19 protein-coding genes and 3 pseudogenes are annotated in these 24,494 nt (G+C 65.9%); 12 read left to right on the top strand and 10 right to left on the bottom strand.

Annotation, left to right across the window (positions count from 1 at the left end):
• Nucleotides 1–14: 14 nt before the first annotated feature.
• The 4 genes from ACVWW6_RS37450 to ACVWW6_RS37435 all read right to left on the bottom strand — a co-directional run bounded on the left by ACVWW6_RS37450 (nucleotide 15) and on the right by ACVWW6_RS37435 (nucleotide 3,839).
• Nucleotides 15–1,133: an SMP-30/gluconolactonase/LRE family protein gene (locus tag ACVWW6_RS37450; RefSeq protein ID WP_304551653.1), complete on the bottom strand. Its 1,119-nt coding sequence runs from the start codon at nucleotides 1,131–1,133 to the stop codon at nucleotides 15–17.
• Nucleotides 1,134–1,261: 128 nt separating this feature from the next.
• Entirely contained in the window at nucleotides 1,262–2,176 is a 915-nt protein-coding gene (locus ACVWW6_RS37445; RefSeq protein WP_028172363.1) for an SDR family oxidoreductase, read from the bottom strand.
• 106 nt (nucleotides 2,177–2,282) lie between these two features.
• Nucleotides 2,283–3,422 (bottom strand): thiolase C-terminal domain-containing protein, encoded by a 1,140-nt coding sequence (locus tag ACVWW6_RS37440; RefSeq protein ID WP_011085742.1) that lies wholly within the window; start codon nucleotides 3,420–3,422, stop codon nucleotides 2,283–2,285.
• Nucleotides 3,423–3,425: 3 nt separating this feature from the next.
• Nucleotides 3,426–3,839, bottom strand: coding sequence for a Zn-ribbon domain-containing OB-fold protein (locus ACVWW6_RS37435; RefSeq protein WP_028172362.1), 414 nt, complete (start codon nucleotides 3,837–3,839; stop codon nucleotides 3,426–3,428).
• 179 nt (nucleotides 3,840–4,018) lie between these two features.
• On the opposite strand from ACVWW6_RS37435, the gene ACVWW6_RS37430 reads away from it, so the two are divergent.
• The 5 genes from ACVWW6_RS37430 (at nucleotide 4,019) to ACVWW6_RS37410 (ending at nucleotide 9,040) form a co-directional block, all read left to right on the top strand.
• Entirely contained in the window at nucleotides 4,019–5,368 is a 1,350-nt protein-coding gene (locus ACVWW6_RS37430) for an amidase (RefSeq protein WP_028172361.1), read from the top strand.
• Nucleotides 5,361–6,047 (top strand): DUF2848 domain-containing protein, encoded by a 687-nt coding sequence (locus ACVWW6_RS37425; protein ID WP_060911117.1) that lies wholly within the window; start codon nucleotides 5,361–5,363, stop codon nucleotides 6,045–6,047. The genes ACVWW6_RS37430 and ACVWW6_RS37425 overlap by 8 nt, the downstream gene beginning before the upstream one ends.
• Nucleotides 6,048–6,329: 282 nt before the next feature.
• Nucleotides 6,330–7,076, top strand: a complete 747-nt coding sequence (locus ACVWW6_RS37420) for a 2OG-Fe(II) oxygenase (RefSeq protein ID WP_011085746.1) — start codon at nucleotides 6,330–6,332, stop codon at nucleotides 7,074–7,076.
• 9 nt (nucleotides 7,077–7,085) lie between these two features.
• A complete protein-coding gene (gene alkB, locus ACVWW6_RS37415) occupies nucleotides 7,086–7,739 on the top strand; it encodes a DNA oxidative demethylase AlkB (RefSeq protein ID WP_456682517.1) in 654 nt (217 codons plus the stop codon).
• Nucleotides 7,740–7,795: 56 nt separating this feature from the next.
• A complete protein-coding gene (locus ACVWW6_RS37410; RefSeq protein ID WP_456682516.1) occupies nucleotides 7,796–9,040 on the top strand; it encodes an MFS transporter in 1,245 nt (414 codons plus the stop codon).
• Here ACVWW6_RS37410 and ACVWW6_RS37405 read toward each other — a convergent pair.
• The 6 genes and pseudogenes from ACVWW6_RS37405 to hpaH all read right to left on the bottom strand — a co-directional run bounded on the left by ACVWW6_RS37405 (nucleotide 9,018) and on the right by hpaH (nucleotide 15,420).
• Nucleotides 9,018–10,644: pseudogene (locus ACVWW6_RS37405) on the bottom strand (thiamine pyrophosphate-dependent enzyme). The gene ACVWW6_RS37410 and the pseudogene ACVWW6_RS37405 overlap by 23 nt on opposite strands.
• A gap of 25 nt (nucleotides 10,645–10,669) precedes the next feature.
• The gene (locus tag ACVWW6_RS37400) at nucleotides 10,670–11,539 is read right to left on the bottom strand and encodes a fumarylacetoacetate hydrolase family protein (RefSeq protein WP_456682515.1); all 870 of its coding nucleotides are present in this window, start codon (nucleotides 11,537–11,539) and stop codon (nucleotides 10,670–10,672) included.
• A gap of 3 nt (nucleotides 11,540–11,542) precedes the next feature.
• A complete protein-coding gene (hpaD, locus tag ACVWW6_RS37395; protein ID WP_456682514.1) occupies nucleotides 11,543–12,526 on the bottom strand; it encodes a 3,4-dihydroxyphenylacetate 2,3-dioxygenase in 984 nt (327 codons plus the stop codon).
• Between the two features lie 126 nt (nucleotides 12,527–12,652).
• Complete coding sequence (gene hpaE, locus ACVWW6_RS37390) at nucleotides 12,653–14,191, bottom strand: 5-carboxymethyl-2-hydroxymuconate semialdehyde dehydrogenase (RefSeq protein ID WP_456682513.1); 1,539 nt, start codon at nucleotides 14,189–14,191, stop codon at nucleotides 12,653–12,655.
• Nucleotides 14,184–14,582 carry a 5-carboxymethyl-2-hydroxymuconate Delta-isomerase gene (locus tag ACVWW6_RS37385; protein ID WP_404523256.1) on the bottom strand — a complete coding sequence of 133 codons (399 nt, stop codon included), beginning with the start codon at nucleotides 14,580–14,582 and terminating at the stop codon, nucleotides 14,184–14,186. The genes hpaE and ACVWW6_RS37385 overlap by 8 nt, the downstream gene beginning before the upstream one ends.
• Before the next feature lie 31 nt (nucleotides 14,583–14,613).
• Nucleotides 14,614–15,420, bottom strand: a complete 807-nt coding sequence (hpaH, locus tag ACVWW6_RS37380) for a 2-oxo-hept-4-ene-1,7-dioate hydratase (protein ID WP_456682512.1) — start codon at nucleotides 15,418–15,420, stop codon at nucleotides 14,614–14,616.
• Between the two features lie 111 nt (nucleotides 15,421–15,531).
• Here hpaH and hpaR point away from each other — a divergent pair, with 111 nt between their 5' ends.
• The 7 genes and pseudogenes from hpaR to ACVWW6_RS37345 all read left to right on the top strand — a co-directional run bounded on the left by hpaR (nucleotide 15,532) and on the right by ACVWW6_RS37345 (nucleotide 24,493).
• Nucleotides 15,532–16,050: a homoprotocatechuate degradation operon regulator HpaR gene (hpaR, locus tag ACVWW6_RS37375; protein ID WP_011085755.1), complete on the top strand. Its 519-nt coding sequence runs from the start codon at nucleotides 15,532–15,534 to the stop codon at nucleotides 16,048–16,050.
• An 8-nt stretch (nucleotides 16,051–16,058) separates the two neighbouring features.
• Nucleotides 16,059–16,368 (top strand): annotated as a pseudogene (locus ACVWW6_RS37370) (malate dehydrogenase); the annotation flags it as partial.
• Nucleotides 16,369–16,483: 115 nt separating this feature from the next.
• Nucleotides 16,484–17,260: an HpcH/HpaI aldolase family protein gene (locus ACVWW6_RS37365; RefSeq protein ID WP_008549964.1), complete on the top strand. Its 777-nt coding sequence runs from the start codon at nucleotides 16,484–16,486 to the stop codon at nucleotides 17,258–17,260.
• Between the two features lie 168 nt (nucleotides 17,261–17,428).
• The gene (locus tag ACVWW6_RS37360; RefSeq protein WP_456682511.1) at nucleotides 17,429–18,952 is read left to right on the top strand and encodes a UxaA family hydrolase; all 1,524 of its coding nucleotides are present in this window, start codon (nucleotides 17,429–17,431) and stop codon (nucleotides 18,950–18,952) included.
• 171 nt (nucleotides 18,953–19,123) lie between these two features.
• The gene (locus tag ACVWW6_RS37355; protein ID WP_011085759.1) at nucleotides 19,124–19,645 is read left to right on the top strand and encodes a PAS domain-containing protein; all 522 of its coding nucleotides are present in this window, start codon (nucleotides 19,124–19,126) and stop codon (nucleotides 19,643–19,645) included.
• Nucleotides 19,623–20,927 (top strand): methyl-accepting chemotaxis protein, encoded by a 1,305-nt coding sequence (locus tag ACVWW6_RS37350; RefSeq protein ID WP_028172347.1) that lies wholly within the window; start codon nucleotides 19,623–19,625, stop codon nucleotides 20,925–20,927. Before ACVWW6_RS37355 ends, ACVWW6_RS37350 begins: the two co-directional genes overlap by 23 nt.
• Before the next feature lie 294 nt (nucleotides 20,928–21,221).
• Nucleotides 21,222–24,493, top strand: a pseudogene (locus ACVWW6_RS37345) (transglutaminase family protein).
• Nucleotide 24,494: the final 1 nt, after the last annotated feature.

The raw sequence follows: 24,494 nt of genomic DNA, 5'->3' as shown, positions 1-24,494 counted from the left end.
TGACGGCGCACACATCAACAGAAATGCGCCCCCTGTGTCTCCACATAGACCGCATAGAGCGACTGGCTCGCGGTCATGAACAGGCGGTTGCGCTTCCTGCCGCCGAAGCAGACATTGGCGCAGGTCTCGGGCAGCAGGATCTGTCCGATGCGCGCGCCGTCGTTCGGTGCGAACACCTGCACGCCGTCATAGCCCGGACCGACCCAGCCGGCGCCGACCCAGATGTTGCCCTCGGTGTCGACCCGCAGGCCATCGGGGAAGCCCGACTTGCCGTCGAGCTTCATGTCGATCAGCCGCTTCGGGTTCGACAGCTTCGGCCCGTCGATGTCGTAGGACCACACCACGTTCTCCGCCTGCGGATAATGCGTGATGCCGGTGTCGCAGACATAGAGCTTCTTGTAGTCGTGAGAGAATGCGATGCCGTTCGGCTTGAACGGCTCGTCGGCGACCTTCGCAACCTGTCCGGTCTGCGTGTCGAGACGATAGACCGCTTCCTTCTGATACGGCTGCAACGAGCCGGTATTGGCAAGCTTGCCCTCGTAGATGCTGATCGCGCCATAACCGGGATCGGTGAACCAGATCGCCTTGTCGTTGGGGTGCACGACCATGTCGTTGGGGCCGTTGAGCGGCTTGCCGCCAGCCTGCTCGGCCAGCGTCGTCACCGAACCGTCATGCTCGTAGCGGACGAGGCGGGTGCGCTCGGCGCTGATCTGGCGGCCCTCAGTGTCGAACGAGTTGCCGTTGGCCTCGTTCGACGGCTTGTGGAACTGCTCGGAGATGTGCCCGTCGTCGTCGAGATAGCGCAGCTGCCGGTTGGCCGGGATATCGCTCCAGACGAGATATTGGCCCTGCGCATTCCACGCCGGTCCCTCCGCCCACAGGCAGCCGGTATAGAGCCGCTTGATCGCGGTGTTGCCGACCTTGGCCTTGAAGCGCTTGGGGTCGATGGCAATGATGTCAGGGTCGGGATAGCGCTGCGGCTCGGCATTGGCGCCGAACTCGCGGGCGTCAGCGCGCGAGGCGAGCAGGGCGGTTGCGGCCACCGTGGCCGCGCCCTTGAGAAGAGTGCGGCGGCCGAGACCGCCACGCTCGCTTGCAGTCGTATCGTCGGAGTTGGTCAGTATTCTTGTCATGGTTTCCTCCCAAAGTTTTGTTGGGAGGACAGCATCCGCCTGCAATCGGGCGTAAACCGGGGCGATCTCTGATCGAGACAACCAGAGATCGCAGGGCAGGGATGCCGGAAATGCGGCTGGACGGATCCTTACACGGGATCCCAGGGGAAGATGTCGGCGGAGCGGTCGAGCTTGTAGAACGAGCCCTTCAGCGCCGGCATGCCGTGTTCCGCGATCGATTGCGGCGTCCAGCCTTCGCTGCGATGCACCGAGCGCAGCGGGCGGTTCTGGCTGAACAGGAACAGCTCGTTCATGCGCGCGCCGAAGATCTGTCCGGTGACGTCCTTGGCGGCATCGGACAGCAGATAGGCGCAGACCGGCGCGATCTTCTCCGGACCCATCTGCTTGATCTTCTCGACGCGCGCCTTCTCGGCTTCGGTCTCGGTCGGGATGGTGCCGATCATGCGGGTCCAGGCGAACGGCGAGACGCAGTTGGAGCGGACGTTGAAGCGGCCCATGTCGAGCGCGATCGACTTCGACAGGCCGACGATGCCGAGCTTGGCGGCCGCGTAGTTGGCCTGGCCAAAGTTGCCGATCAGGCCCGAGGTGGAGGTGAAGTGCACGAAGGAGCCGGACTCCTGCTCACGGAAAATCCGCGCCGCGGCGTGGCTGACGTAGAACGAGCCCATCAAATGCACCTTGATGACGGCCTCGAACGCCTCCACGCTCATCTTGTGGAAGATCATGTCGCGCAAAATGCCGGCATTGTTGACGACGCCGTCGAGCCGGCCGAAATGATCGGTCGCGGTCTTCACGATCTTGCTGGCGGGAATCGCTTCCGCCACCGACTCGAAATTGGCGACCGCCGCGCCGCCACGCTTCTTGATCTCCTCGACCACTTCCTCGGCGGGAGAAGCGCTCGAGCCGGCACCGTCGGCAGCGACACCGGGATCGTTGACGACGACCTTGGCGCCTTCCGCCGCGCAGAGCAGCGCGATCTCCCGTCCGATGCCGCGGCCTGCGCCGGTGACGATGATGACCTTGTCTTGCAGTGATTTTGTCATGTGGGTGCCTCCTGTTATGCCCGTCATTCCGGGATGGTGCGAAGCACCAGACCCGGAATCTCGAGATTCCGGGTTCGCGCTGCGCGCGCCCCGGAATGACGGTGCGTTACCTCTCGTTCGTAAACACGATCGTGCCCGATGCCGCGAACATGCCGCCGACGCCATGGCACACCGAAATCTTCGCGTTCGGCACCTGCGCCGGCGCGATGCCGCGCATCTGGCGCACGCTCTCCTGGAGCGCGTACATGCCGTACATGCCCGAGTGCATGTAGGAGAGGCCGCCGCCATTGGTGTTGAGCGGTAGCTTAGCCCCGGGCCGCGTGTTGCCGTCGGCGATGAACTTCCCCGTTTCCTCATGCGGCATGAAGCCGAGATCGCCCAGGCCGAACAGCGGCAGATGCGCGAACGCGTCGTAGATCATGAGATGATCGACGTCCTTGTGCGCGATGCCGGCTTCCTTGAACGCGAGGGGACCCGCGGTCTTGAACGCGCGCGAGGAATTAAACGTCTCCATCTGGCTGACCATCGGCGTTTCCACGCTCTCGCCGGTGCCCATGATGTAGACGGGCTTGCGCGGAAAATCCCTGGCGCGGTCAGCCGAGGTCAGGATCAGCGCGCCGCCGCCGTCGGTGACGAGGCAGCATTGCAGCAGGCGGAACGGATAGGCGATCATGCGCGAATTGAGGACATCGGCGACCGTGATCGGGTCCTTCATCATCGCCCGCGGATTTTTCGCCGCCCATTCCCGCTGCACCACCGCGACCGCGGCAAGCTGCTCGTGGGTGATGCCGTAGGTTTTCATGAAGCGCAACACGGGGATCGGGAACATGCTGGGCGGACCATAGACGCCATAGGGCGCCTCGAACTGGCCGTTGAGGCTGTCCGCCGGCGTCGAGCGCGGCAGCTTGCCGATCATCGATTTGCCGCTCTCGGCATGGGTGATCAGCACGGTCTTGCACAGGCCGGCCTCGATCGCCGCGGCGGCATGACGAACATGCAGCATGAAGGAGCAGCCGCCGACCGAGGTGCCGTCCACCCAGGTAGGCCTAATGCCGAGATAGTGGCAGACCTGCTGCGGCGTTTCGACCGCTGTGGCAAAGCCGTCGATGTCGGAGAGCTTCAGCCCGGCATCGGCGATGGCGTTGAGCGCCGCGTCCGCGTGAAGCTGGAGCTGCGAGGCGTTGGGGACGATTCCGAGCTCGGTGGTCTCGGCCGCGCCGACGACGGCAACCTGGTTGCTGCGCATGGCTTACCCCTTCGCCGGACGGAAGACGGGAAGGGTGATCTTGTCGTCGAGCTCCTGGAAGGCGACCTCGAGCTTCATGTCGAGTTCGAGCGCTTCCGGGGTCTGCGGGCAGTCGATGATGTTGCTCATCATCCGCGGTCCCTCGGCAAGCTCCACCACGGCGATCGCATAAGGCGGCGTGAAGCCGGGCGCGGCGGGACGGTGGTTGATCACGTAGCTGTAGAGGAAACCCTTGCCGCTCGCCTTGAAGATGCTGACCTTGCGCGAGGCGCAGGACGGGCAGAACGGGCGCGGCGGGAAGTAGACATGTGCGCAGGCGTCGCAGCGCTGCAGGCGCAGTTCGCCCGCTTTCGTGCCGTCCCAGAAATGCTGGGTCTCCGGCGTCGGTTTCGGTCGCGCGCGCTGCGGTTCGGCCATGTCGGCGGGTCCTCCCGGGCGGCAGGCCTTTGTGCCTGCCTGCTTCGACCTTGATGCGACAATCGACCATGGCGCGTCAACGGTCCAGCAATGCGCATGCATGCCATCATGCGCACAATGCTTGTGTCGAACTGAAGCAGCGCTATAGATTGCGCGCGCAAATATTCCGTGAGACAGACATGCCCGATTTTCCGACACTGGCGAAGCTCGCCGAAGACCTCGAAAGCGGCCGCACCACCTCCCGCAAGCTGGTCGAGGCCTGTCTCGCCAGGATCGCCGACCCCGCCGGCGAGGGCCAGCGCACCTTCATCCACGTCGACAAGGACGCCGCGCTCGCGGCGGCGGATGCGATGGACGCCTTGCGCAAGGTCAAGGCCGCACCGTCGCGCTATGCCGGCATCCCGATCTCGATCAAGGACCTCTTCGACATCAAGGGCCAGGTGACGCGCGCCGGCTCCCGCGCGCTCGACGATTCCCCGGCGGCCGAGCACGACGCCGCGACGGTCGAGCGGCTGCGCAAGGCCGGCTTCGTCCTGATCGGCCGCACCAACATGACCGAGTTCGCCTATTCCGGCATCGGCATCAATCCGCACTACGGCACGCCGAAAGGCGCCTGGAACCGGGCCGAGGGCCACGTGCCAGGCGGCTCGTCCTCGGGCGCGGCGGTCTCCGTGCTCGACGGCATGGCGCATGGCGCGCTCGGCACCGACACCGGCGGCTCCTGCCGGATTCCGGCCGCCTTCAACGGCATCGTCGGCTACAAGCCGACGCAGCGTCGCGTGCCGCTCGACGGTGCGGTGCCGCTGTCGTTCTCGCTCGACAGCATCGGGCCGCTGGCGCGATCGGTCAGCTGCTGTGCCATACTCGACGCCGTGCTCGCGAACGAGCCGGTCGTCGCGCTGAGGCCGCGCCCGGTGAAGGGCATGCGGTTGGCGGTGCCGACCACGATTGCGCTCGACGACCTCGACAAGGCTGTGGCCGAGACGTTCGAGCGCGCGCTGAAAACGCTGGCCGATCACGGCGCCATCATCGATCGCATCGAGATGGCCGAATTCCACGATATCGGCCCGATGAACGCCAAGGGCGGCTTTGCCGCGTCCGAGAGCTACGCCTGGCACCGCTATCTCATCACGACCAAGGGGGACGTCTATGATCCCCGCGTATCCGTGCGCATCATGCGCGGCGAGGCGCAGAGCGCGGCGGATTACATCGATCTTCTCAACGAGCGCCGCTCGCTGATCGCCCGCGTCAATGCGCACATCGCCCCCTATGACGCCTTGGTGCTGCCGACCACCGCCAACACCCCGCCGAAGATTGCCGACCTTGCCGACGACAAGGCGTTCACCACCCAGAACCTGCGCGCGCTGCGCAACTGCACCCTGATCAACATGATCGACGGCTGCGCCATCTCGCTGCCCGCACATCGCGAGGGCGACGTTCCCGTCGGCCTGATGCTGGCGGGTGCGGGCGGATCGGACCGCCGTATCTTTGAACTTGCTGCCGGCATGGAGGCCGTAATTCGTGTTTGACCTGACTTTCACCGTCGATGCCCAGGACGCCACCACGCCGCTGACGCTGGCGATCGACCAGATGGTCATCGCCGGCTGGACCGGCCGCGATCCCGTCGCGCGCGACAAGCACATCGCCGAGCTGCAAGAGATGGGCATCGCCCCGCCGGCCTCGACCCCGATCTACTACCGCGCCTCGGCGCGGAGGCTGACCATGGAAGACCGCATCGAGTGCTGCGGCGGCGACTCGTCCGGCGAGGTCGAGTTCGTGCTGATCGGCTGGCAGGGCCGCATCTTCGTCGGCTGCGGCTCCGATCACACCGACCGCAAGGTCGAGGCCTACAACGTCACAGTCTCCAAGCAGATGTGCGACAAGCCGATTGCGTCAGTGCTGTGGGAGCTCGAGGAGGTCATCGGCCACTGGGACAGGATGATTTTGCGTTCCTACGCCACGATCAAGGGCGAGCGCGTGCTCTACCAGGAGGGCACGCTCGACGCGATGCTCCCCGTCGCCGACCTGATCGCGCGCGGCTTCGACGGCACCAGGTTCCCCGACGGCTGCGCCATGTTCGGCGGCACGTTTGCGGCCAAAGGTGGCATCCGCCCCGCCGACCGGTTCGACTTCGAGCTGGAAGACCCCGTGCTGAAGCGGACGATCAGGCATGGGTACGACGTGGTGACGTTGCCGGTAAGGGGCTGAAGGCTCTCGAGCGTCATTGCGAGGAGCCCTTGCGACGAAGCAATCCAGACTGGTTCCCCGGTGGGATTCTGGATTGCTTCGCTGTGCTCGCAATGACGGGGAGGCAGTCGGAAATCGGGTGGTTACGGTCGTCAGGACTTGCGACACAACCTCCGTCATTCCGGGGCGCGACGACGTCGCGAGCCCGGAATCCATTCATCCGCAGTCTCTGCGGCTTGATGGATTCCGGGCTCGCGCCCAAGAGGGCGCGCCCCGGAATGACGGATGTGGATAGGATGAGCCATGGGCGTCGCCAAACGTATTGCCGCAACTGAATCCGGAACTGACGTTGCCTCCCAGGTCGATGCCCTCGACTGGCCCCAGATCACCGGAGACCTCGATACCCAGGGCTGCGCCGTCCTCAAGGGCCTGCTCAGCCCCGACCAATGCCGCGCCATCGCCGCGCTCTATCTCGATGACGCGCACTTCCGCAGCCGCATCGTCATGGGCCGCCACGGCTTTGGCCGCGGCGAGTACAAGTACTTCTCCTATCCGCTGCCTGATCTCATCGCGCAGCTGCGCCCGGCGCTCTATGCGCACCTGCAAGGCGTCGCCAATCGCTGGAACGAAGCGATGGGGATCGATATTCGCTACCCCGCCGCGCACGCGGCGTTCCTGAAGCGTTGCCACGAGGCGGGGCAGGCGCGGCCGACGCCGCTGCTGCTGCAATACGAGGCGGGCGACTACAACTGCCTGCACCAGGACCTCTATGGCGAGCACGTGTTCCCGCTCCAGGTCGCGATCCTCCTGTCCGAGCCCGGACGCGATTTCACCGGCGGCGAGTTCGTGCTGACCGAGCAGCGCCCGCGCATGCAGTCCCGCGCCGAGGTGGTGCCGCTGGCGCAGGGCGACGCCGTCGCTTTCGCTGTGCATCACCGCCCGGTGCAGGGGACACGCGGCACCTATCGGGTTAACCTCCGCCATGGCGTCAGCCGTATCAGGTCCGGCCAACGCCACACGCTGGGTGTGATCTTTCATGATGCCAAATGAGCGCAGGCGTTGACGGTGGATTTGTTTGATAGCGTCGCCGAGGCGCAGCCCTTGCGCGAGGAGATCGCCGATGGCGCCGTGCTGCTGCGCGCATTCGTCAGGCCGATCGAGAGTGAGCTGATTGCCGCCGTGCGCGCCATCGTGGCGCAATCGCCATTCCGGCGGATGACCACGCCCGGCGGCTATCAGATGTCGGTGGCGATGACCAATTGCGGTGAGCGCGGCTGGATCACCGATCACACCGGCTATCGCTACGACCCGATCGATCCGCGAACCGGCGCGCCATGGCCGGCGATGCCGCCGGTGTTCCGCGATCTCGCCCGCCGCGCGGCGGAGCAGGGTGGTTTTGACGGCTTTTCGCCCCAGGCCTGTCTCGTCAATCGTTACGAGCCGGGCACGCGGCTGTCGCTGCATCAGGACAAGGACGAGCTCGATTTCGCCGCGCCGATCGTCTCGGTTTCGCTCGGGTTGCCCGCGACCTTCCTGTTCGGCGGCATGGCGCGCAGCGACAAGCCGCGCCGTTTCCGGCTCGTCCATGGCGACGTCGTGGTCTGGGGCGGGGCTAGCCGGCTCGCCTATCACGGCGTGGCGCCGCTCGCCGACGGCGAGCACGCGCTGCTCGGACGGCAGCGCATCAATCTGACCTTCCGCAAGGTGCTCTGAAGCATTCCCTTAGGGCCAGTCTGTCGTCTAAGCTTCGGCGAGGGGGAGGCGGCGACATGACCACTGCACAGGTCTCGACTGGCGCGAGCGCAAACGCGGCTCGCACGGGACTTTATCTCGCCGTGCTGCAATTGGTGTTCACACTGGGCTGGACTACCTACGTCGTCTACCTGCCAAGGCTCGCGGCGGATGTCGGCCTCGCGCCGGCGGTCGTGATTTTCATCCTGATGCTGGACCAGGCCATCTTCACCATCGCCGATACCGCGATGGGGATCGCGGCCGACAGGATCGCGCCCGTCGTCGGGCGGCTCGGCCTGTTCGTCGGCGTTCTGGCGGCGATCTCCTGCGCGGCCTTCGTCGCGCTGCCTTTCGTGGCCGGGATCGGCGCGGGTGCGCAGGTAGGGTTGATCGCGCTGATCGTGGTCTGGTCGGTCACGTCGTCGGCCCTGCGCGCGCCGCCGCTGACCTTGCTCGGCAAGTACCGCGCCAGGCCGCAGGTGCCGTTTCTCGCGGCGCTGGCCATGCTGGGCTATGGCCTCGCCGGCGCCGTCTCGCCCTATCTCGGCGTGATGCTGCGCGAGCACGACGCGCGGCTGCCCTTCGTGATCTCCGGCGCGGTGCTGCTGCTGACGGCGCTCGGGCTGTCGCGGATCGAGTACGACGTGGCGCGCGACACCTCGCCGCCGACGCCGGCCGAGGCGGCCAAGCCGCTGGGCCTGGTGCCGATCGCCTTCATCGTCGCGATGGTGGCGCTCGCGCTCGGCTATCAATTGCACTTCGCCATGAACAGCGCGCCGTTCTATCTGCGGTTCGCCAAGCCGGACGAGCTGCAATGGTTGATGCCGGTGTTCTGGATCGGCTTCAACATCGCGATGTTTCCGGCGAGCCTCGTCGTCAAGCACCGTGGCGGCCTGATCGTGATGGGCGCCGCCGGATTGCTTGGAGCGGTCGCGATCGCGGCAGCGGAGCTTGCCGGCAGCCTCAACACGCTGATCGCCGCGCAGTTTCTCGCCGGCGCGGCCTGGGGCTGCATGCTGATGAGCGCGATCTCGGCCGCGCTGGCGATCGGCTCGACCGGTGCGGAGGGGAAAGTCACCGGCCTCGTGTTCTCGGCGCTGGCGCTCGGCACCTTCGCGCGGATGGCGGCGGTCGCCGGCGGCTTGCAGAAGATGCCCGAGTACGCGCCGTTGCTGCACTGGGCCCCGGTCGCCTGCTGGTCGGTCGCAGGCGCGGGCCTGTTGGTGATCGCGGCGGCGCGACTTCAGGGCGCGCCCGGCCTCAAGGCTTCGGCGGGTGGATGAACGCCCACGGGCTGATTTCGGAGGTCCCGCGTCACCTCGACCGAGATCAGATACGGCCCGCCGTGGCTAAGCGCCTTCTCCATCGCCGCCTTGAACTGGTCCGGTGCGGTGACGCGCGCCGCCGCCACGCCAAAGGATTCCGCGAGCTTGACGAAATCCGGGTTGACCAGATCCGACGCCACCACGCGGCCGTCGAAGCGCTCGCGCTGGTCGCGACGGACATTGCCATAGGCGTTGTTGTTGAACACCAGTGTCACCACGCCGATGTTGAACTGCACGGCGGTGGCAAGCTCCTGCACGCCGAACATGAAGCCGCCGTCGCCGGTGATCGCCACCACCGGCTTGTCCGGGTTCGCCACCTTGGCGCCAAGCGCGGTCGGGAAGCCCGAGCCGAGCGTGCCCTGATAGCCTGACGTGATGAAGGTGCGCGGCTCGTAGATCGGAAAGCCGTACCAGGAGGCGAAGCCGACCTGCGACAATTCATCGGTCACGATCGCGTTCGCCGGCAGCACCTCGCGCAGGATGTTGAGATACGCCATCTGCGGCTGGATGCGCTGGATTTCGGCTTGCGCGCTCGCGGTGGCCTCGCGGATCGCGCCGCGGCGGCCGGCGGTCTTGCTGTAGCCGGCCTTGCTGACGGCAGCGGCGAGATCGGCGGTTGCGGCCTTGGCATCAGCGACGATGGCGATGTCCGAGATGAAGCGCCGCATCTCCACCGGATCGATGTCGATGCGGATGCTCTTCAGCCCGTCGGGGCGGTAGGGCCAGCGCGACATGGTCGGCAGCTCCAGCCGCGAGCCGATGCCGATCATGAGGTCGGTGTTCGGCCACAGCTTGTAGGCGGCGGCCATGGTGAGGCCGAGCTCGTGCGCATTGGAGACGATGCCGCGCCCGCTGCGGAAAGCAACCACGGGCGCATCGATCATCTCGGCAAGCTCGAGGATCTCCTCGCCCGCATCGATCGCGCCGCTGCCGACGAAGATCATCGGCGCCTTGCTGGTCTTGATCAGCGCGGACGCCTGCTTGATCAGATCAGGATCGGGTAGTGGCGCGGGCAGCGGCTCCAGCACCTGCGCAGCCGCGGTGTCCGCGCGTTGGGTAAAAATATCCCAGGGCATCTCGACCGAGGTGGGACCGCGCCGCCCGGAGGTCATCTCCTGGAAGGCGCGCGCCACGGTGGTCGGCGCGTTGCCGGGCGCTTCGATCCGGTCGGCCCATTTCACATAGGTGCGCAGGGTCGCGAGCTGGTCCGGCATCTCGTGCAGATGGCCGCGGCCCTTGCCGAGGAACTGCGTCGGCACCTGGCCGGTGACGCACAGCACCGGCTCGTTGCAGCCATAGGCGGTGAGCAGCGCCGCGCTGGCGTTGAGCACGCCGGGACCCGGCACCACGCTGAACACGCCGGGCCTGCCGCTGGAGCGCGCATAGCCGAACGCCATGTAGCCGCAGGCCTGCTCGTGCCGCGCGCCGATCACCTTGAGCTGCGCCTGATGGAAGGCGTCGAACAGGCCGTAGATTTGCGCGCCGGGCAGGCCGAACACGGTGTCGACGCCATGGGCGACAAGGCCACTTACGATCGCTTCGCCGCCGGTGAGGGTGGTCATTCTGCTATTCCATTTCAATCGTTGGTCAGGCTTCGTCGACGACGCCGTTCCGCAGGCGCCCAATGCCCTCGGCTTCGACCTCGATCACATCGCCGGGCTTCAGGTATCGCGGCGGATCGAACCGCGCACCGGCGCCGGTTGGCGTGCCCGTCACGATGATGTCACCGGGAACCAGCGTTGCGAAGGTCGAGATATAGCTGATGAGGTAGCGGAACGGAAACATCAGCCGGCTGGTACGGTCGTCCTGCCGCAGCTCGCCGTTGACATGTGTGGTGAGCCTGATGTCGGCGATCTGCGATTCCCGCATGTAAGGCACCAGCCACGGGCCGAGGCTGCCGCTGGAATCAAAATTCTTGCCCTGCGTGACGTTGAACTTGGCGTGGCGAAGCCAGTCGCGCACCGAGCCTTCATTGCAGAGCGTGAGGGCGGCGATGTGGTCGAGCGCCGTGCTTTCCGGAATGTGCCGGCCGGCTTTGCCGATCACCAGCACGATCTCGCCTTCATAGTCGAGCTGCGCGGAGGCACGCGGGCGCACCAGCGGCGTATCATGGCCCACGAACGAGCGGGGCGAGCGCATGAACATGCTCGGATATTTCGGCGCGTCCTGGCCGTCCTTGTACTCGGCATTGCGGTCGGGATAGTTGACGCCGATGCAGATGATCTTTTCCGGCGCAGGCACCGGCGGCAGCCAGGTGATCTCGCCGAGCGCGTGAACCGGCGTGCGACCCGCGGCTTCCTCGGCAAGGCTGACGAGCTTTCCGGCGGCGATCACCTCGCGCAGCGTCGGATAATCCTTGGCGTAGCGCGCGGAGAGATCGACGATGCCGCCCTCGAGGACGGCGCCGTACCTGGGTTCACCCTTGACGGAATAGGTGGCGAGGCGAGGGAGCTTCATCGCTCAATCCGCCACCAGCACATCGGCGATGAATTTCGGCTCGCGCACGGTCTGGCCCGTGAAGGGTGAGCCTTGCTCGAACCAGGAGCGCGGGGCAGGTGCGCCCCACAGCGTCTGGCGGCGCGGATCGCGCAGCGACCAGCGCAGCGGCTCATGGTCGTGATCCCCAGTGAAATAGTCGCTGGTGTAGAGCTCGAGGCGGTGTCCGTCAGGGTCGCGGACGTAGAGGAAGAACGCGTTCGAGATGCCGTGGCGTCCGGGGCCGCGCTCGATGTTCTTGACGAAGCCCGAGGAGGCCATGACATCGCAGAGATGGATGATGTTCATCGCCGTCGGCGTCCAATAGGCGAAGTGATGCAGCCGCGGGCCCTTGCCGTTGGTGATGGCGAAGTCGTGGACATTGCCCTTGCGATGCATCCAGGCGGCGGCGATGCGCCCGTTCGGCCCGTCTTCTTCCGCGTACTCGGTGAGGCGGAAGCCAAGCCGCGCATAGAAGTCCACGGTGTCCTGCACCTCGGCGGCGAAGACGTTGAAATGGTCGAGCCGCTGCGGGTGGCAGCCCCGGTAGAGGTCGTAGCGGCGAAGCAGATGCGGCCGCTTGTCCATCGCCGCATAGAGCTCGATCTGGAAGCCGAAGGGATCGGTGAATTGCAGGGTGCGGCCCTGGAAGGGCTGGTCGGCGAAGGCGTAGGCGAGGCTGTTCTCGGAGAGGAACGCGGCGGCCTTGTCGAGGTCTTTGTCGTTGCCGACCTTGAAGCCGAGCCGGGCGCAGGCGGGAGCCGCCGCCTTGCGCAGCACCAGCGAGTGATGCTGATGCTCCTCGGCCGCGCGCAAATACACGACCTTGTCGTCGGCGTCCTCGACATGCAGGCCGACGGTGGTCTCGTAGAACGCGCGGCTGAGCTTCAGATCGGTCACGTCGAGCACGACGTGGCTCGAACGGATGATGTTGAAGGGCGGCTCGAAGACGTGTTGCGGTACCGGCATTGGCGTTTCCCCTCGGTCCTGTCATTGCGGGGCGGCTCGCAGAGCCGAACCCGGAATCCATCGCGCAGCAGAGTTGGTGGATGAATGGATTCCGGGCTCGCTTCGCGCCCCGGAATGACCGTTTCCCTAAATTCCCAGTTTCTGAATCTTGTGCGTGCCCCGCGCCAGCGAGACGTGCTTGGTCTCCATGTAGAAGTCGAACGAGTAGTCGCCGCCGTCGCGGCCGATGCCCGAGGCCTTCATGCCGCCGAACGGCGTCGGCAGATGGCGAACGTTCTCCGAGTTCAGCCAGATCATGCCGGCCTCCAGCGCGTCGGCGACGCGCAGCGCCCGGCCGACGTCGTTGGTCCAGACATAGCCGGTCAGGCCGTAGCGGATGTCGTTGGCGACCTCGATCGCGTCGGCTTCGTCCTTGAAAGGCAGCACGGTGAGGAACGGGCCGAACACCTCTTCCTGCGCGACGCGCATCTTGCCATGCGCGCCAGTGACCAGCGTCGGCTCGACATAATGTCCGCCGCCGGGGCCGTCATAGGCCTTGCCGCCGACCGCAATGGTCGCGCCGTCCTGGCGCGCGACGTCGAAATAAGAACAGACTTTTGCGAGGTGCCGCTCGTGGATCAGCGGTCCGATCTCGGTTGAGGGGTCGAGGGGATGGCCGACCTTCAGCGCCTTCACGCGCGCGGTCAGCTTCTCCACGAATTTCTCCGCAATGCTGGCCTGGATCAGCAGCCGGCTCGACGAGGTGCAGCGCTCGCCATTGAGCGAGTAGATCATGAACACGACGGCGTCGAGCGCGCGGTCGAGATCGGCGTCGTCGAACACGATCACCGGGTTCTTGCCGCCGAGCTCGAAATGCACGCGCTTCAGGGTCGGTGCGCCCTGAACCATGATCGCCGAGCCCGTCGCGCTCTCGCCGACGAAGCCGATCGCCTTGATGGCGGGATGCTCGGTCAGCGCCTTGCCGGCCTCTTCACCGAAGCCGTGGACGGTGTTGAGCACGCCGTCGGGCACACCGGCTTCCTTGACAAGTCTTGCGAGAATAGCCGCCGTCACCGGCGACCACTCCGCCGGCTTGTGCACGACGGTGCAGCCGGCGGCCAGCGCAGGGGCGATCTTCCAGGTCGAGAGCATGAACGGCGTGTTCCACGGCGTGATCACGCCGACCGGGCCGATCGGCACGCGGGTCGAGACGTTCCAGTGCTCATCGCTCGGCATGTTCTGGCCGTCGCGGGCTTCAGCGCATTTGTCGGCGAAGAAGCGAAAATTCTCAGCGGCGCGGATCGCGGCCTTGGCCATGAAGCGATAGGCCTGCCCGGTGTCGATGCATTCCAGCACGGCGATGTCGTCGGCATTGTCCTCGATGGCATCAGCCACGCGATGCAGCAGCTTCTTCCGCATCGCGGGCCCCATCTCGCGCCAGGACTTGAAGGCGAGCGCTGCGGCGGTTGCCGCGCGATCGATATCCTCGGCATTGCCGCGCGCGACGCTCGCGAGCACAGCGCCATCGACCGGCGACTTGGTCTCGAAGGTCTCGCCTGAAATCGACGGGACGATCTTGCCGTCGATCATGTGGCCGATGCCGTCGGCGCGCAGCGTCTTTAAGAGCGGCGCGACGCGGTCGCGGTTGGCCTGGAACACATCGGCTTTCGGCGTGGGCTTATCCATGGGCGGCCTCCACTTTCAGGGCGTCGTGGATGTTGTTGCGCTTCCAGCTGGTGTCCTTGTCGTTGATCTGCATATCGAACGAGAGGGCGAACTTGCTGGCGGCGAAGACGGGATCGAGATGCCGCGAGAGGGCCTGGAAGACGTGCTCGCCGGCTGTCTTGCGGGTGGGGAGGTCGCGGCCCTCACCGATGCGCAGCACCATGTCGAGAAAGCCGTAGTCCTGCCTGCTATCCGCGATCGCATAATGCTCACACCTGACAGCGCGGACGCGGATGCCCCCGAGCGGGAAGATGCCGGTCTCCACCGCCGCCTTGCGCACCACTTCGCAGACCGCGCCGATGTCGAGGCGGCCATCGAGATTGGCCGAATACTCGATCGTGAAATGCGGCATGGCGGTTTCACTCCCTGTCTTTTTTGTTCGCCTAGGCGAAGTAGCAGCTCACCGAGCCGTAGGCGCCATAATCGGCCTGAATTGTGTCGCCCTTGCGGGTCTCGATCGGGCGGATGAAGGAGCCGGCGAGCACCACCTGGCCGGGCTCAAGCGCAAGGCCGAGCGGCGCGATCTTATTGGCAAGCCAGGCCACGGCGGTGGCGGGATGATTGAGCACGCCCGCGGCAAGGCCGGTCTCTTCCAACTGGCCGTTCTTGAAACACAGCGCGCCGATCCAGCGCAGATCGGCCTCCAGCGGGCGGATCGGCCGGCCGCCGAGCACGATGCCGGCATTCGCCGCATTGTCGGCGATGGTGTCGAAGATTTTTCGCGTCGCTTTGGTCTTGGGATCAACGCGCTCGATCCGCGTGTCCAGGATCTCCAGCGCCGGCACCACGAAATCGGTGGCGTTGAGCACGTCGAACATCGTGCTATCAGGCCCCGCGAGGCGCTTGCTCATGACGAAGGCGAGCTCGGCCTCGACGCGCGTCGCGATGAAGCGCTCGGTCGGGACCAGGCCGCCGTCAGCGAAGAACATGTCGTCGAGCAGCACGCCGGAATCCGGCTCGTCGATGTTGAGCGCACTCTGCATCGCCTTCGAGGTCAGGCCGATCTTGTGGCCCTTGACGAGGCGCCCCTCGGCGATCTTGACGTCGACCCAGGTCTTCTGAATCGCGTAGGCGTCAGCGATGGTGATGCCAGGGAAATCCTGCGAGAGCTGCCGGATCTGCGTGCGGGTCTTCTCCGCCTGGTGCAGACGTCTCGCGCAAGCTTGGATATCGTCGTTGGAAAGCGCCATCTGTGATCTGACAAATCGTGGTGCGGGGAGATACTTAACATGTTAAGTGAATGCGTCAAACAGAATCTGGCCTTGCTGCACTGCAAACATTCTGCGGCTTGAAAGGGCGTCATGACGAAGAGACCGGCCGATCCCGCCAACGCTAGCGCGCCTGCCGCACGGCAGGTTCCGATGCGCGATTTCTCGCGCTCGCTGCCGATGTCGCTCTTGCGCGCGCGAGAGGCGGTGATGCGGCAGTTTCGTCCCTCGCTGCGTGAGCACGGCCTGACCGAGCAGCAATGGCGCATCCTGCGTGCGCTGGCGGCCATCGACGCCGCAGAGGTCACGGAACTCGCGCGCACGGCGTTTCTGCTCGGGCCGAGCCTGTCGCGCATCCTGCGCGATCTCGAGGCGCGCAATCTGATCGAGCGCAAGACCGCGAAGGCGGACCAGCGCCGCAGCATGGTCTCGATCTCGAAGGAGGGCGTGAAGCTGATGGCCTCCGTCGCGCCGACGTCGGAGGCGATCTACGCCGAGATCACCAGCCGCTTCGGCGCCCGCAAGCTCGCCGAATTGCAGGAGATGCTCGGCGAACTCGAACAGAGTCTTGCGGGGCTCGGCGCCGGCAACGAGGCAAGTGCCGAGGAGTGAGGGCCAGGGGCGCGCTGACCGGAACCGGGGCCACCTCCTGCGGCCGGCGCTTTGCCGACGGCATGCTGGCCTTCCCTGTCGATCCCCAAGGTGGTCGATACCTCCCATGTGTTCGATGCAGAGGTCTTGCGCCATGTCGACTTCAAGCCGGTAGCAGGGCTCGATCAGGTGCTGATTCCCGGCGATCCCGGGCGGAAAACCCGCATCCAGCGCACCCAAAACGGCATCCCCTTGCCGGATGACACCCGGGCGGCGATAGTGAATACCGCCCGCGAGGTCGGCGTCAGCGAAGTCAGCATCCAGAGGGCGACTGCATAGGTCTTGCGTCATTGCGAGCGTAGCGCGGCGCTCCGGTTCGCGCTAACAGCGGGGCCGTGCTGTCGCGGCGCTCGTCATGGTGACGACGGCCCAAACAACAAAGAAGGAAGGCAACGTGGCGAACAAGGTCAAGGAAATCTGGAAGTCGGGCAAGGCCGTGGTCAACGCATGGCTCGCGATTCCCTCCGGCTTCTCGGCCGAGATGATCGCGCAATGCGGCTTCGACAGCGTCACGGTCGACATGCAGCACGGCGTGCAGGACTATCTGTCGATGGTGCAGTGCTTCCAGGCCATGGACAAGCATCCGGTGACCCCGATGGTCCGCGTGCCCTGGAACGAGCCCGGCATCATCGGCAAGGTGCTCGACGGCGGCGCCTATGGCGTGATCTGCCCGATGGTCAACACGCCGCAGGAGGCCAGGAACCTCGTTTCCTATTCGAAATATCCACCGCAGGGCGTCCGCTCCAACGGCCCGATCCGCGCCGGCATGTACGGCACCGCGGGCTCCTATCAGAAGACGGCGAACGCCGACACCATTCTGCTGCCGATGATGGAGACCAAGACCGCGGTCGAGAACATGGAAGCGATCCTCGACGTCGAGGGCATCGACGGCGTCTATATCGGCCCGTCCGATCTCGGCTTCTCCTATGGTCTCGAGCCGAAGCTCGACCGCAGCGAGCCGGAGATCCTCGCGATCTACGAGAAGATCATCAAGGAGTGCGGCAAGCGGGGCCTCAACCCGGGCATCCATTGCAGCGGCGCCGAAGGCGCGGCGCGCGCCATCAACATGGGCTTCAAGCTCGTGACGCTCTCGAACGAGGTCGGCCTGATGACCACCTATGCCAAGATGCAGGTGAATGCGACCCGCAAGGATTCGGGCGGCAAGGCCTGATCTCTCGTGTCCCGGACGCGATACGGCGCCTAGCGCCGCTTCGCAGAGCCGGGACCCAGTCGCTGGCGAAGCACATGACGTGACAACTAGGCCCCGGATCTGCAGCGCACCGCTTCGCGCTGCGCAGCGTCCGGGGCACGATACTTTGAAGACCTAAGGAGACCTCTCATGACCATCAGCCCCGCCATCCGCCTGCATCCCGATGATGGCGTGCTGATCGCGCGCGCGAGCCTGCCGCCGGGAACATCGGTGGCCGACGGCGTGACCACGGTCGAGCGCATTCCCTCCGGCCACAAGGTCGCGATCAAGCCGATCGCCGTCGGCGAGCCGATCAAGCGCTACGGCCAGATCATCGGCTTTGCCACGGTGCCGATCGCGCCCGGCCAGCACGTGCACACCCAGAATTGCGGCATGGGCGATTTCGCCAAGGACTATGCCTATTGCGCCGACGTCAAGCCGACGCCGAACTTCGACCTGCCGGCGACCTTCGAAGGCATCCGCCGCCCGGACGGCCGCGTCGCCACGCGCAACTATATCGGCATCCTCACTTCGGTGAATTGCAGCGCGCATGTCGCGAGCCTCGTCGCCGACGTCTTCAAGAAGAACCCCTTCAGCGGCGACAACCCGCTGGCCGATTTCCCCAACGTCGACGGCGTGGTCGCGCTGACGCACAAGACCGGCTGCGGCATGACGCAGAACGAGCCGCTGGCGCTACTCCGCCGCACGCTCGGCGGCTACGCGCGCCACGTCAATTTCTCCCACGTCATCGTGCTCGGCCTCGGCTGCGAGGTGAACCAGATCGGCGGCCTGATGGAGGAGCAAAAGCTCGCCGGCCGCCTGCGCGCGATGGACATCCAGGAGGTCGGCGGCACCCGCAAGACGGTGGAGGCGGGGATTGCCTTCGTGCGCGAGGCGCTCGCCGACGCCAACAAGGTGAAGCGCGAAACGGTGCCGGCAAGCGAGCTCACCGTGGCCCTGCAATGCGGCGGCTCCGACGGCTATTCCGGAGTATCGGCCAACCCGGCGCTCGGCGCCGCCAGCGATCTCATCGTGCGCCACGGCGGCACCGTGATCCTGTCGGAGACGCCGGAGACCTACGGCGCCGAGCACCTGCTCACCCGCCGCGCCGTCAGCCGCGAGGTCGGCGAGAAGCTGGTCGATCTCATGCGCTGGTGGGACGCCTACACCGAGCGCGAAGGCGCCGAGATGAACGCCAATCCGAGCCCCGGCAACAAGGCCGGCGGCCTCACCACCATTCTGGAAAAGTCGCTCGGCGCGATGGCCAAGGCCGGCACCACCAACCTCGTCGAGGTGCTGCGCTACGCCGAGCCCATCACCAAGAAGGGTTTCGTGTTCATGGACACGCCCGGCTACGATCCCGTCGCGGCGACCGGGCAGGTCGCCGGCGGCGCCAATCTGGTCTGCTTCACCACCGGCCGCGGCAGCGTGTTCGGCTGCAAGCCGGCGCCGTCGATCAAGCTCGCCACCAACACGCCCATGTACAAGCGCATGGAAGAGGACATGGACGTCAATTGCGGCACCATCCTCGAGGGCGAGGAGAGCGTCGAGCAATGCGGCCAGCGCATCTTCGAGCTCATCCTCAAGACGGCCTCGGGACAGCCGACCAAGAGCGAGAGCTTCGATTTCGGCGGCGCCGAGTTCGCGCCCTGGGTGCTGGGCGCGACGATGTAGCGGTGCTGATGCACCTCGCTGCAGGACGCGGACACCTAAGTAGTCATACGTAGGTGTCATATGACCGCAGGAGCTCCTGCGGTCACTCGGGATTAACATTTCGCACCGTAATCGTGAGGTGATGCGGGCGACTCCTTCGAGGGCGCCGCCCTTCGTGAGGATTCGTCAACGATGACGCGTGCGATACGGCCGACTGGCGTGGAAAATCTCCTCGGTGAGGAGGAGCTGATCGTATCGAAGACCGACCTCAAGGGCCGCATCACCTACGCCAACGACATTTTCATCCGCATGGCGAAATACAGCTATGCCGAGCTGATGGGCGCCCCCCATAGCCTGATCCGCCACCCCGACATGCCGCGCTGCGTCTTCAAGCTACTCTGGGACACGCTTCAGTCCAAGCAGGAGATCTTCGCCTACGTCGTCAATCTGGCGAAGGATGGCAGTCATTACTGGGTGTTCGCCCACGTCACGCCGACGTTCGACGAACGCGGCAATATCGTCGGCTATCACTCCAACCGTCGCAAGCCGGATCCGGCGCAGGTCGAGCGCATCAAGCCGATCTACAAGACGCTGTGCGCGGAAGAAGCGCGGCATGCCAATGCCAAGGACGGCATGCATGCGAGTTTCGATGCGATGGTCGGCCTGCTCAAGCAACAGGGTGTCGGTTACGATGAATTTGTGCTCTCTCTCTAAGGCGCAGGGAGCGACCGCGCTCGCGTGTATCCTCGCCGTCGTTGCCTTCGGACTCTCGCTTCTCGGTGTGACTGGAATCATCAGTGCGGCGCTGTCAGGCGCGACGGTCGCGCTGCTCGGCTATGCCGTCTGGTGCCAGCGTCGCACGGCGGTGGCCGTCGATGAGGTCGCGGATGTGTGCCGCAAGGCGGCGCGCGGCGATCTCGAGGCGCGCATCCTGAGCGACCGTCAGGCCGGGCGGATCGGCGCTATCCAGAAGTCGGTCAACGACATGCTCGACATCACCGACGCCTATCTGCGTGAAGCCTCGGCGTCGATGGAGTATGCCAGCCGCGGCAAGTATTTCCGCAAGATCCTGGCGCGCGGATTGCCCGGCTCGTTCCGCCGTTCGGCCGCCGTGATCAATTCCGGCACCGACAGTCTCGGCCGCAGGGTCGTCGAGATCGCGGACCTCGCACAGCAGTTCGGCACGCATCTCGACCAGGTGGCCGGCACCCTCATGGGTGCCGCGACCGATCTCGAATCCGACGCCGGCCAGATGGCGGCGGCGGCTGAGAAGACCAGCCGGCAGACCTCCGGCGTGCTCAGCGCGTCCGATCATGCCTCGCGCAACGTCGCCACCGTCGCCAGCGCAGCCGAACAGCTTGCGTCCTCGATTGCCGAGATCGGCCGTCAGGTGACCGGCTCGACCGCGAGCACCGGACGCGCCGTGAACGAAGCCAATCGCGCCGGCAGCGAGATCCGCACGCTTGCGGATGCGGCGATGCGGATCGGCGACGTCGTCAAGCTGATCAGCGAGATCGCCGAGCAGACCAACCTCCTGGCGCTCAACGCCACGATCGAGGCGGCGCGTGCGGGCGAGGCCGGTCGCGGCTTCGCGGTGGTGGCCTCCGAGGTCAAGAGCCTCGCCAACCAGACCGCGAAGGCGACCGAGGAGATCAGCGCCAAGGTCGGCGAGATGCAGCAATCGACGACCAATTCGGTCGCAGCGGTCGAGGCGATCGCGCAGACCATCGCCGAGATCGACGGGATCACCGCTTCGATCGCGACCGCGATCGAGCAGCAAGGTCTTGCCACCCGCGAGATCGCCCACAACGTCCAGGAGGCGTCGGCCGGCACCTCCCAGGTCTCCTCCAACGTGACAGGCATCAGCGAGGCCGCCGCCGACACGGGGCGGGTTGCAAGCCGCGTCAACAGCGCCTCCGAACGCGTCCATGGCGAGGTCGAGACGCTCAAGCGCGAGGTCACGCAGTTCCTGCAGCGACTGACCTCGGCGGCGTAGCGTCACCCTACAAGAGGTCGTCATGCCCGGGCTTGTCCCGGACATCCACGTTCGTAGGGTGGGCAAAGGCGCTCTTGCGCCGTGCCCACCATCGATCCACACGACGAAAGCGGTGGGCACGCTTCGCTTCGCCCACCCTACGATACTGCCCGTGTAGCTCGGATTACGCTTCGCTCCGTCCAGGCCTACGGGGCAACGACGGACACTTCCTAGGCACGGTCTGCCCGTTGTTAGTGCTTGATCGCACTGACGTCAGGTGTTCTGCTCAAAAAAGCTGCTGGAGCACCGTACCCCGTGTCGATCTACGTCGCGTTACACCACGTCACGCACTACAAATACGACCGCCCGATCGATCTCGGCCCGCAGACCATCCGTCTGCGGCCGGCGCCGCACACGCGCACGCCGATCCTGAGCTATTCGCTCAAGGTCACGCCGGCCAACCATTTCGTGAACTGGCAGCAGGATCCGCAGGGCAACTGGCTGGCGCGCTACGTTTTTCCGGAGAAGACGACCGAGCTGAAATTCGAGGTCGATTTCACGGCGCAGATGACCGTGGTCAACCCGTTCGACTTCTTCGTCGAGCCCTATGCCGACAGCTTCCCGTTCGAATATCCCAAGGACCTGAAGACGGAGCTGGCGCCCTATCTCGAGACCGTCAAGCCGGATCGCCTGTTCGCAAAATTTCTCGACACGATCCCGCATGAAGCCCCGAACACCGTCAACTTCCTGGTCGATCTCAATCGCGAGCTTCAGAAACACGTCCGCTACATCATCCGCATGGAGCCCGGCGTGCAGACGCCGGAGGAGACGCTCTCCTCTGGCGCCGGCTCGTGCCGCGACTCCGCCTGGCTCCTGATCCAGACGCTGCGTCATCTCGGGCTCGCCGCCCGCTTCGTCTCCGGCTACCTGATCCAGATCCGTCCCGACATCGATCCGATCGAGGGACCGCCCGAGGTCGAGAACGACTTTACCGACCTGCACGCCTGGGCCGAGGTCTACCTGCCGGGCGCGGGCTGGATCGGGTTCGACGCCACCTCCGGCATGCTGGCGGGCGAGGGGCATATCCCGGTGGCTGCCACGCCGCATTATCGCTCGGCCGCGCCGATCTCCGGCGGTGCCGGCTTTGCCGAGGTCGAGTTCGCCTTCGACATGAGCGTCAAGCGCATCCGCGAGGCGCCGCGCATCACAAAACCGTTCTCCGACGAATCCTGGGCTCGGCTCAACGATCTCGGGGAGCAGGTCGACGGCGATCTCGCGAGCGCGGACGTGCGGCTCACCATGGGCGGTGAGCCCACCTTCGTCTCGGTCGATGATCTCGAGGCGGGGGAGTGGAACACGGAAGCCGTCGGCCCGACCAAGCGCGCGCTCGGCGACGATCTGATCCGCCGCCTGCGCACGCGCTTCGCGCCGGGCGGGCTTCTGCATTACGGCCAGGGCAAATGGTACCCGGGCGAGAGCCTGCCGCGCTGGGCCTTCGGCCTCTACTGGCGCAAGGACGGCGTGCCGATCTGGAAGAATGTCGACCTGATCGCCAAGATCGAGAACCCGCGGCCCGCGGGGACGAAGGACGCCGAGGCATTTATCGGGGGCGCGGCGCTGCGGCTTGGGCTCGATCCCGGCTACATCATGCCGGCCTATGAAGACACCGCACTCTGGCTTCAGAAGGAGGCCGAGCTTCCCGTCAACGTCGATCCGACCGACTCCAAATTGTCCGATCCGGAGGCACGTGCGCGGATCGCGCGGGTGTTCGAGCAGGGCCTCAACACCCCGCGCGGCTTCGTGCTGCCGGTGCAGCGCTGGAACGCGCCGCCGCGCTGGCGCAGCGAGCGCTGGACGTTGCGGCGCAATCATCTGTTCCTGACGCCGGGCGATTCCCCGCTCGGCCTGCGCCTGCCGATCGGTTCGCTCGGCTACGTCCCGCCGAACCAATATCCCTACATCATCGAGCGCGACCCGATGGAGGCGCGGGGCAAGCTGCCGGTGTTCACCCTCGCGGCGCGCCCGGAAGCGCCGCCGCGGGTCGCGCCCGAGCATCTCAACACGTCGATCCCGGTCCGCACCGCGATGTCGGTCGAGGTCCGCGACGGCGTGCTCTGCGCCTTCATGCCGCCGGTCGAGCGGATCGAGGATTATCTCGAACTGGTCGCGGCGCTCGAAGCGACCGCCGAGGAGATGCAGCTCCAGGTCCATGTCGAGGGCTATCCGCCGCCGTTCGACCCGCGCATCGAGGTCATCAAGGTGACGCCCGATCCCGGCGTCATCGAGATCAACATCCAGCCGGCCAAGAGCTGGCGCGACGCGGTCGACATCACCTCCGGCCTCTATGAGGACGCGGCGAAGGTTCGCCTCGGCGCCAACCGCTTCCTGGTGGACGGCCGCCACACCGGCACCGGCGGCGGCAATCACGTCGTGGTCGGCGGCTCCTCACCTCAGGACTCGCCGTTCCTGCGCCGGCCCGATCTGCTCAAGAGTCTGGTCTTGCACTGGCAGCGGCATCCGTCGCTGTCCTACTTCTTCTCCGGCCTCTTCATCGGCCCGACCAGCCAGGCGCCGCGCATCGACGAGGCCCGGCACGACAGCATCTACGAGCTCGAGATCGCGCTCTCGCACGTGCCGCCGCCGGGCTACCAGACGCCGCTGTGGCTGGTGGACCGGCTGTTCCGGCATCTGCTCGTCGACATCACCGGCAACACCCACCGCGCCGAGATCTGCATCGACAAGCTCTATTCGCCCGATGGTCCGACGGGGCGGCTCGGCCTCGTCGAATTCCGCGCGCTCGAAATGCCGCCCGATCCGCGCATGTCGCTGGCGCAGCAGCTCCTGATCCGCGCGCTGATCGCAAAGTTCTGGCGCGAGCCGCAGCAGGGCAAGTTCGTGCGCTGGGGCACGGCGCTGCATGACCGTTTCATGCTGCCGCATTTCATCTGGGAAGATTTCCTGGACGTGCTCTCCGAGCTGAAGCAGTTCGGCTATCCGTTCGAGCCGGAATGGTATCTGGCCCAGCTCGAATTCCGCTTCCCCGCCTTCGGCCGCGTCCATCATGGCGGCGTGACGCTGGAATTGCGCCAGGCGCTGGAGCCTTGGCATGTGCTCGGCGAGGAGGGGTCGGCCGGCGGCACCGTGCGCTATGTCGACTCTCGTCGGTCGAGCGCCTCCAGGTCAAGGCGGAGGGTTTCGTCGAGGGCCGCCACATCGTGACCTGCAACGGCCGCCGCCTGCCGATGACCTCGACCGGTCGCTCCTCGGAGGCCGTGGCCGGCGTCCGCTTCAAGGCCTGGCAGCCGGCCTCCGGCCTGCACCCGACCATTCCGGTTCACGCGCCCCTGACCTTCGACCTGATCGACACCTGGAACGGCCGCTCGCTCGGCGGCTGCGTCTATCACGTCGCCCATCCGGGCGGGCGCAGCTACGACACCAAGCCGGTCAACACCTATGAGGCCGAGGCGCGGCGGCTGGCGCGCTTCCAGGACCATGGCCATACGCCGGGGCCGATGCAGCCGCCGCCCGAGGAACGCACAAATGAGTTTCCGCTGACCCTCGACTTGCGAACCCCGCTCCTGCAATGAG

This window comes from Bradyrhizobium sp. USDA 3311 (genome assembly GCF_054062495.1).
The sequence above is the reverse complement of the archived record's forward strand: the minus strand, read 5'-3'. Positions and strand labels throughout refer to the sequence as shown.

Bases quoted from the DNA above. Each gene is read 5' to 3' on its own strand.
- ACVWW6_RS37360 (WP_456682511.1), top strand. From the start codon at position 17,429: ATGACCATCAGCCCCGCCATCCGCCTGCATCCCGATGATGGCGTGCTG.
- ACVWW6_RS37410 (WP_456682516.1), top strand. From the start codon at position 7,796: ATGACCACTGCACAGGTCTCGACTGGCGCGAGCGCAAACGCGGCTCGC.
- hpaR (WP_011085755.1), top strand. From the start codon at position 15,532: ATGACGAAGAGACCGGCCGATCCCGCCAACGCTAGCGCGCCTGCCGCA.
- ACVWW6_RS37350 (WP_028172347.1), top strand. From the start codon at position 19,623: ATGAATTTGTGCTCTCTCTCTAAGGCGCAGGGAGCGACCGCGCTCGCG.
- hpaH (WP_456682512.1), bottom strand. From the start codon at position 15,420: ATGGCGCTTTCCAACGACGATATCCAAGCTTGCGCGAGACGTCTGCAC.
- ACVWW6_RS37420 (WP_011085746.1), top strand. From the start codon at position 6,330: ATGGGCGTCGCCAAACGTATTGCCGCAACTGAATCCGGAACTGACGTT.
- ACVWW6_RS37430 (WP_028172361.1), top strand. From the start codon at position 4,019: ATGCCCGATTTTCCGACACTGGCGAAGCTCGCCGAAGACCTCGAAAGC.
- hpaD (WP_456682514.1), bottom strand. From the start codon at position 12,526: ATGCCGGTACCGCAACACGTCTTCGAGCCGCCCTTCAACATCATCCGT.
- ACVWW6_RS37440 (WP_011085742.1), bottom strand. From the start codon at position 3,422: ATGCGCAGCAACCAGGTTGCCGTCGTCGGCGCGGCCGAGACCACCGAG.
- ACVWW6_RS37445 (WP_028172363.1), bottom strand. From the start codon at position 2,176: ATGACAAAATCACTGCAAGACAAGGTCATCATCGTCACCGGCGCAGGC.
- ACVWW6_RS37400 (WP_456682515.1), bottom strand. From the start codon at position 11,539: ATGAAGCTCCCTCGCCTCGCCACCTATTCCGTCAAGGGTGAACCCAGG.
- ACVWW6_RS37450 (WP_304551653.1), bottom strand. From the start codon at position 1,133: ATGACAAGAATACTGACCAACTCCGACGATACGACTGCAAGCGAGCGT.
- hpaE (WP_456682513.1), bottom strand. From the start codon at position 14,191: ATGGATAAGCCCACGCCGAAAGCCGATGTGTTCCAGGCCAACCGCGAC.
- ACVWW6_RS37435 (WP_028172362.1), bottom strand. From the start codon at position 3,839: ATGGCCGAACCGCAGCGCGCGCGACCGAAACCGACGCCGGAGACCCAG.
- ACVWW6_RS37355 (WP_011085759.1), top strand. From the start codon at position 19,124: ATGACGCGTGCGATACGGCCGACTGGCGTGGAAAATCTCCTCGGTGAG.
- ACVWW6_RS37385 (WP_404523256.1), bottom strand. From the start codon at position 14,582: ATGCCGCATTTCACGATCGAGTATTCGGCCAATCTCGATGGCCGCCTC.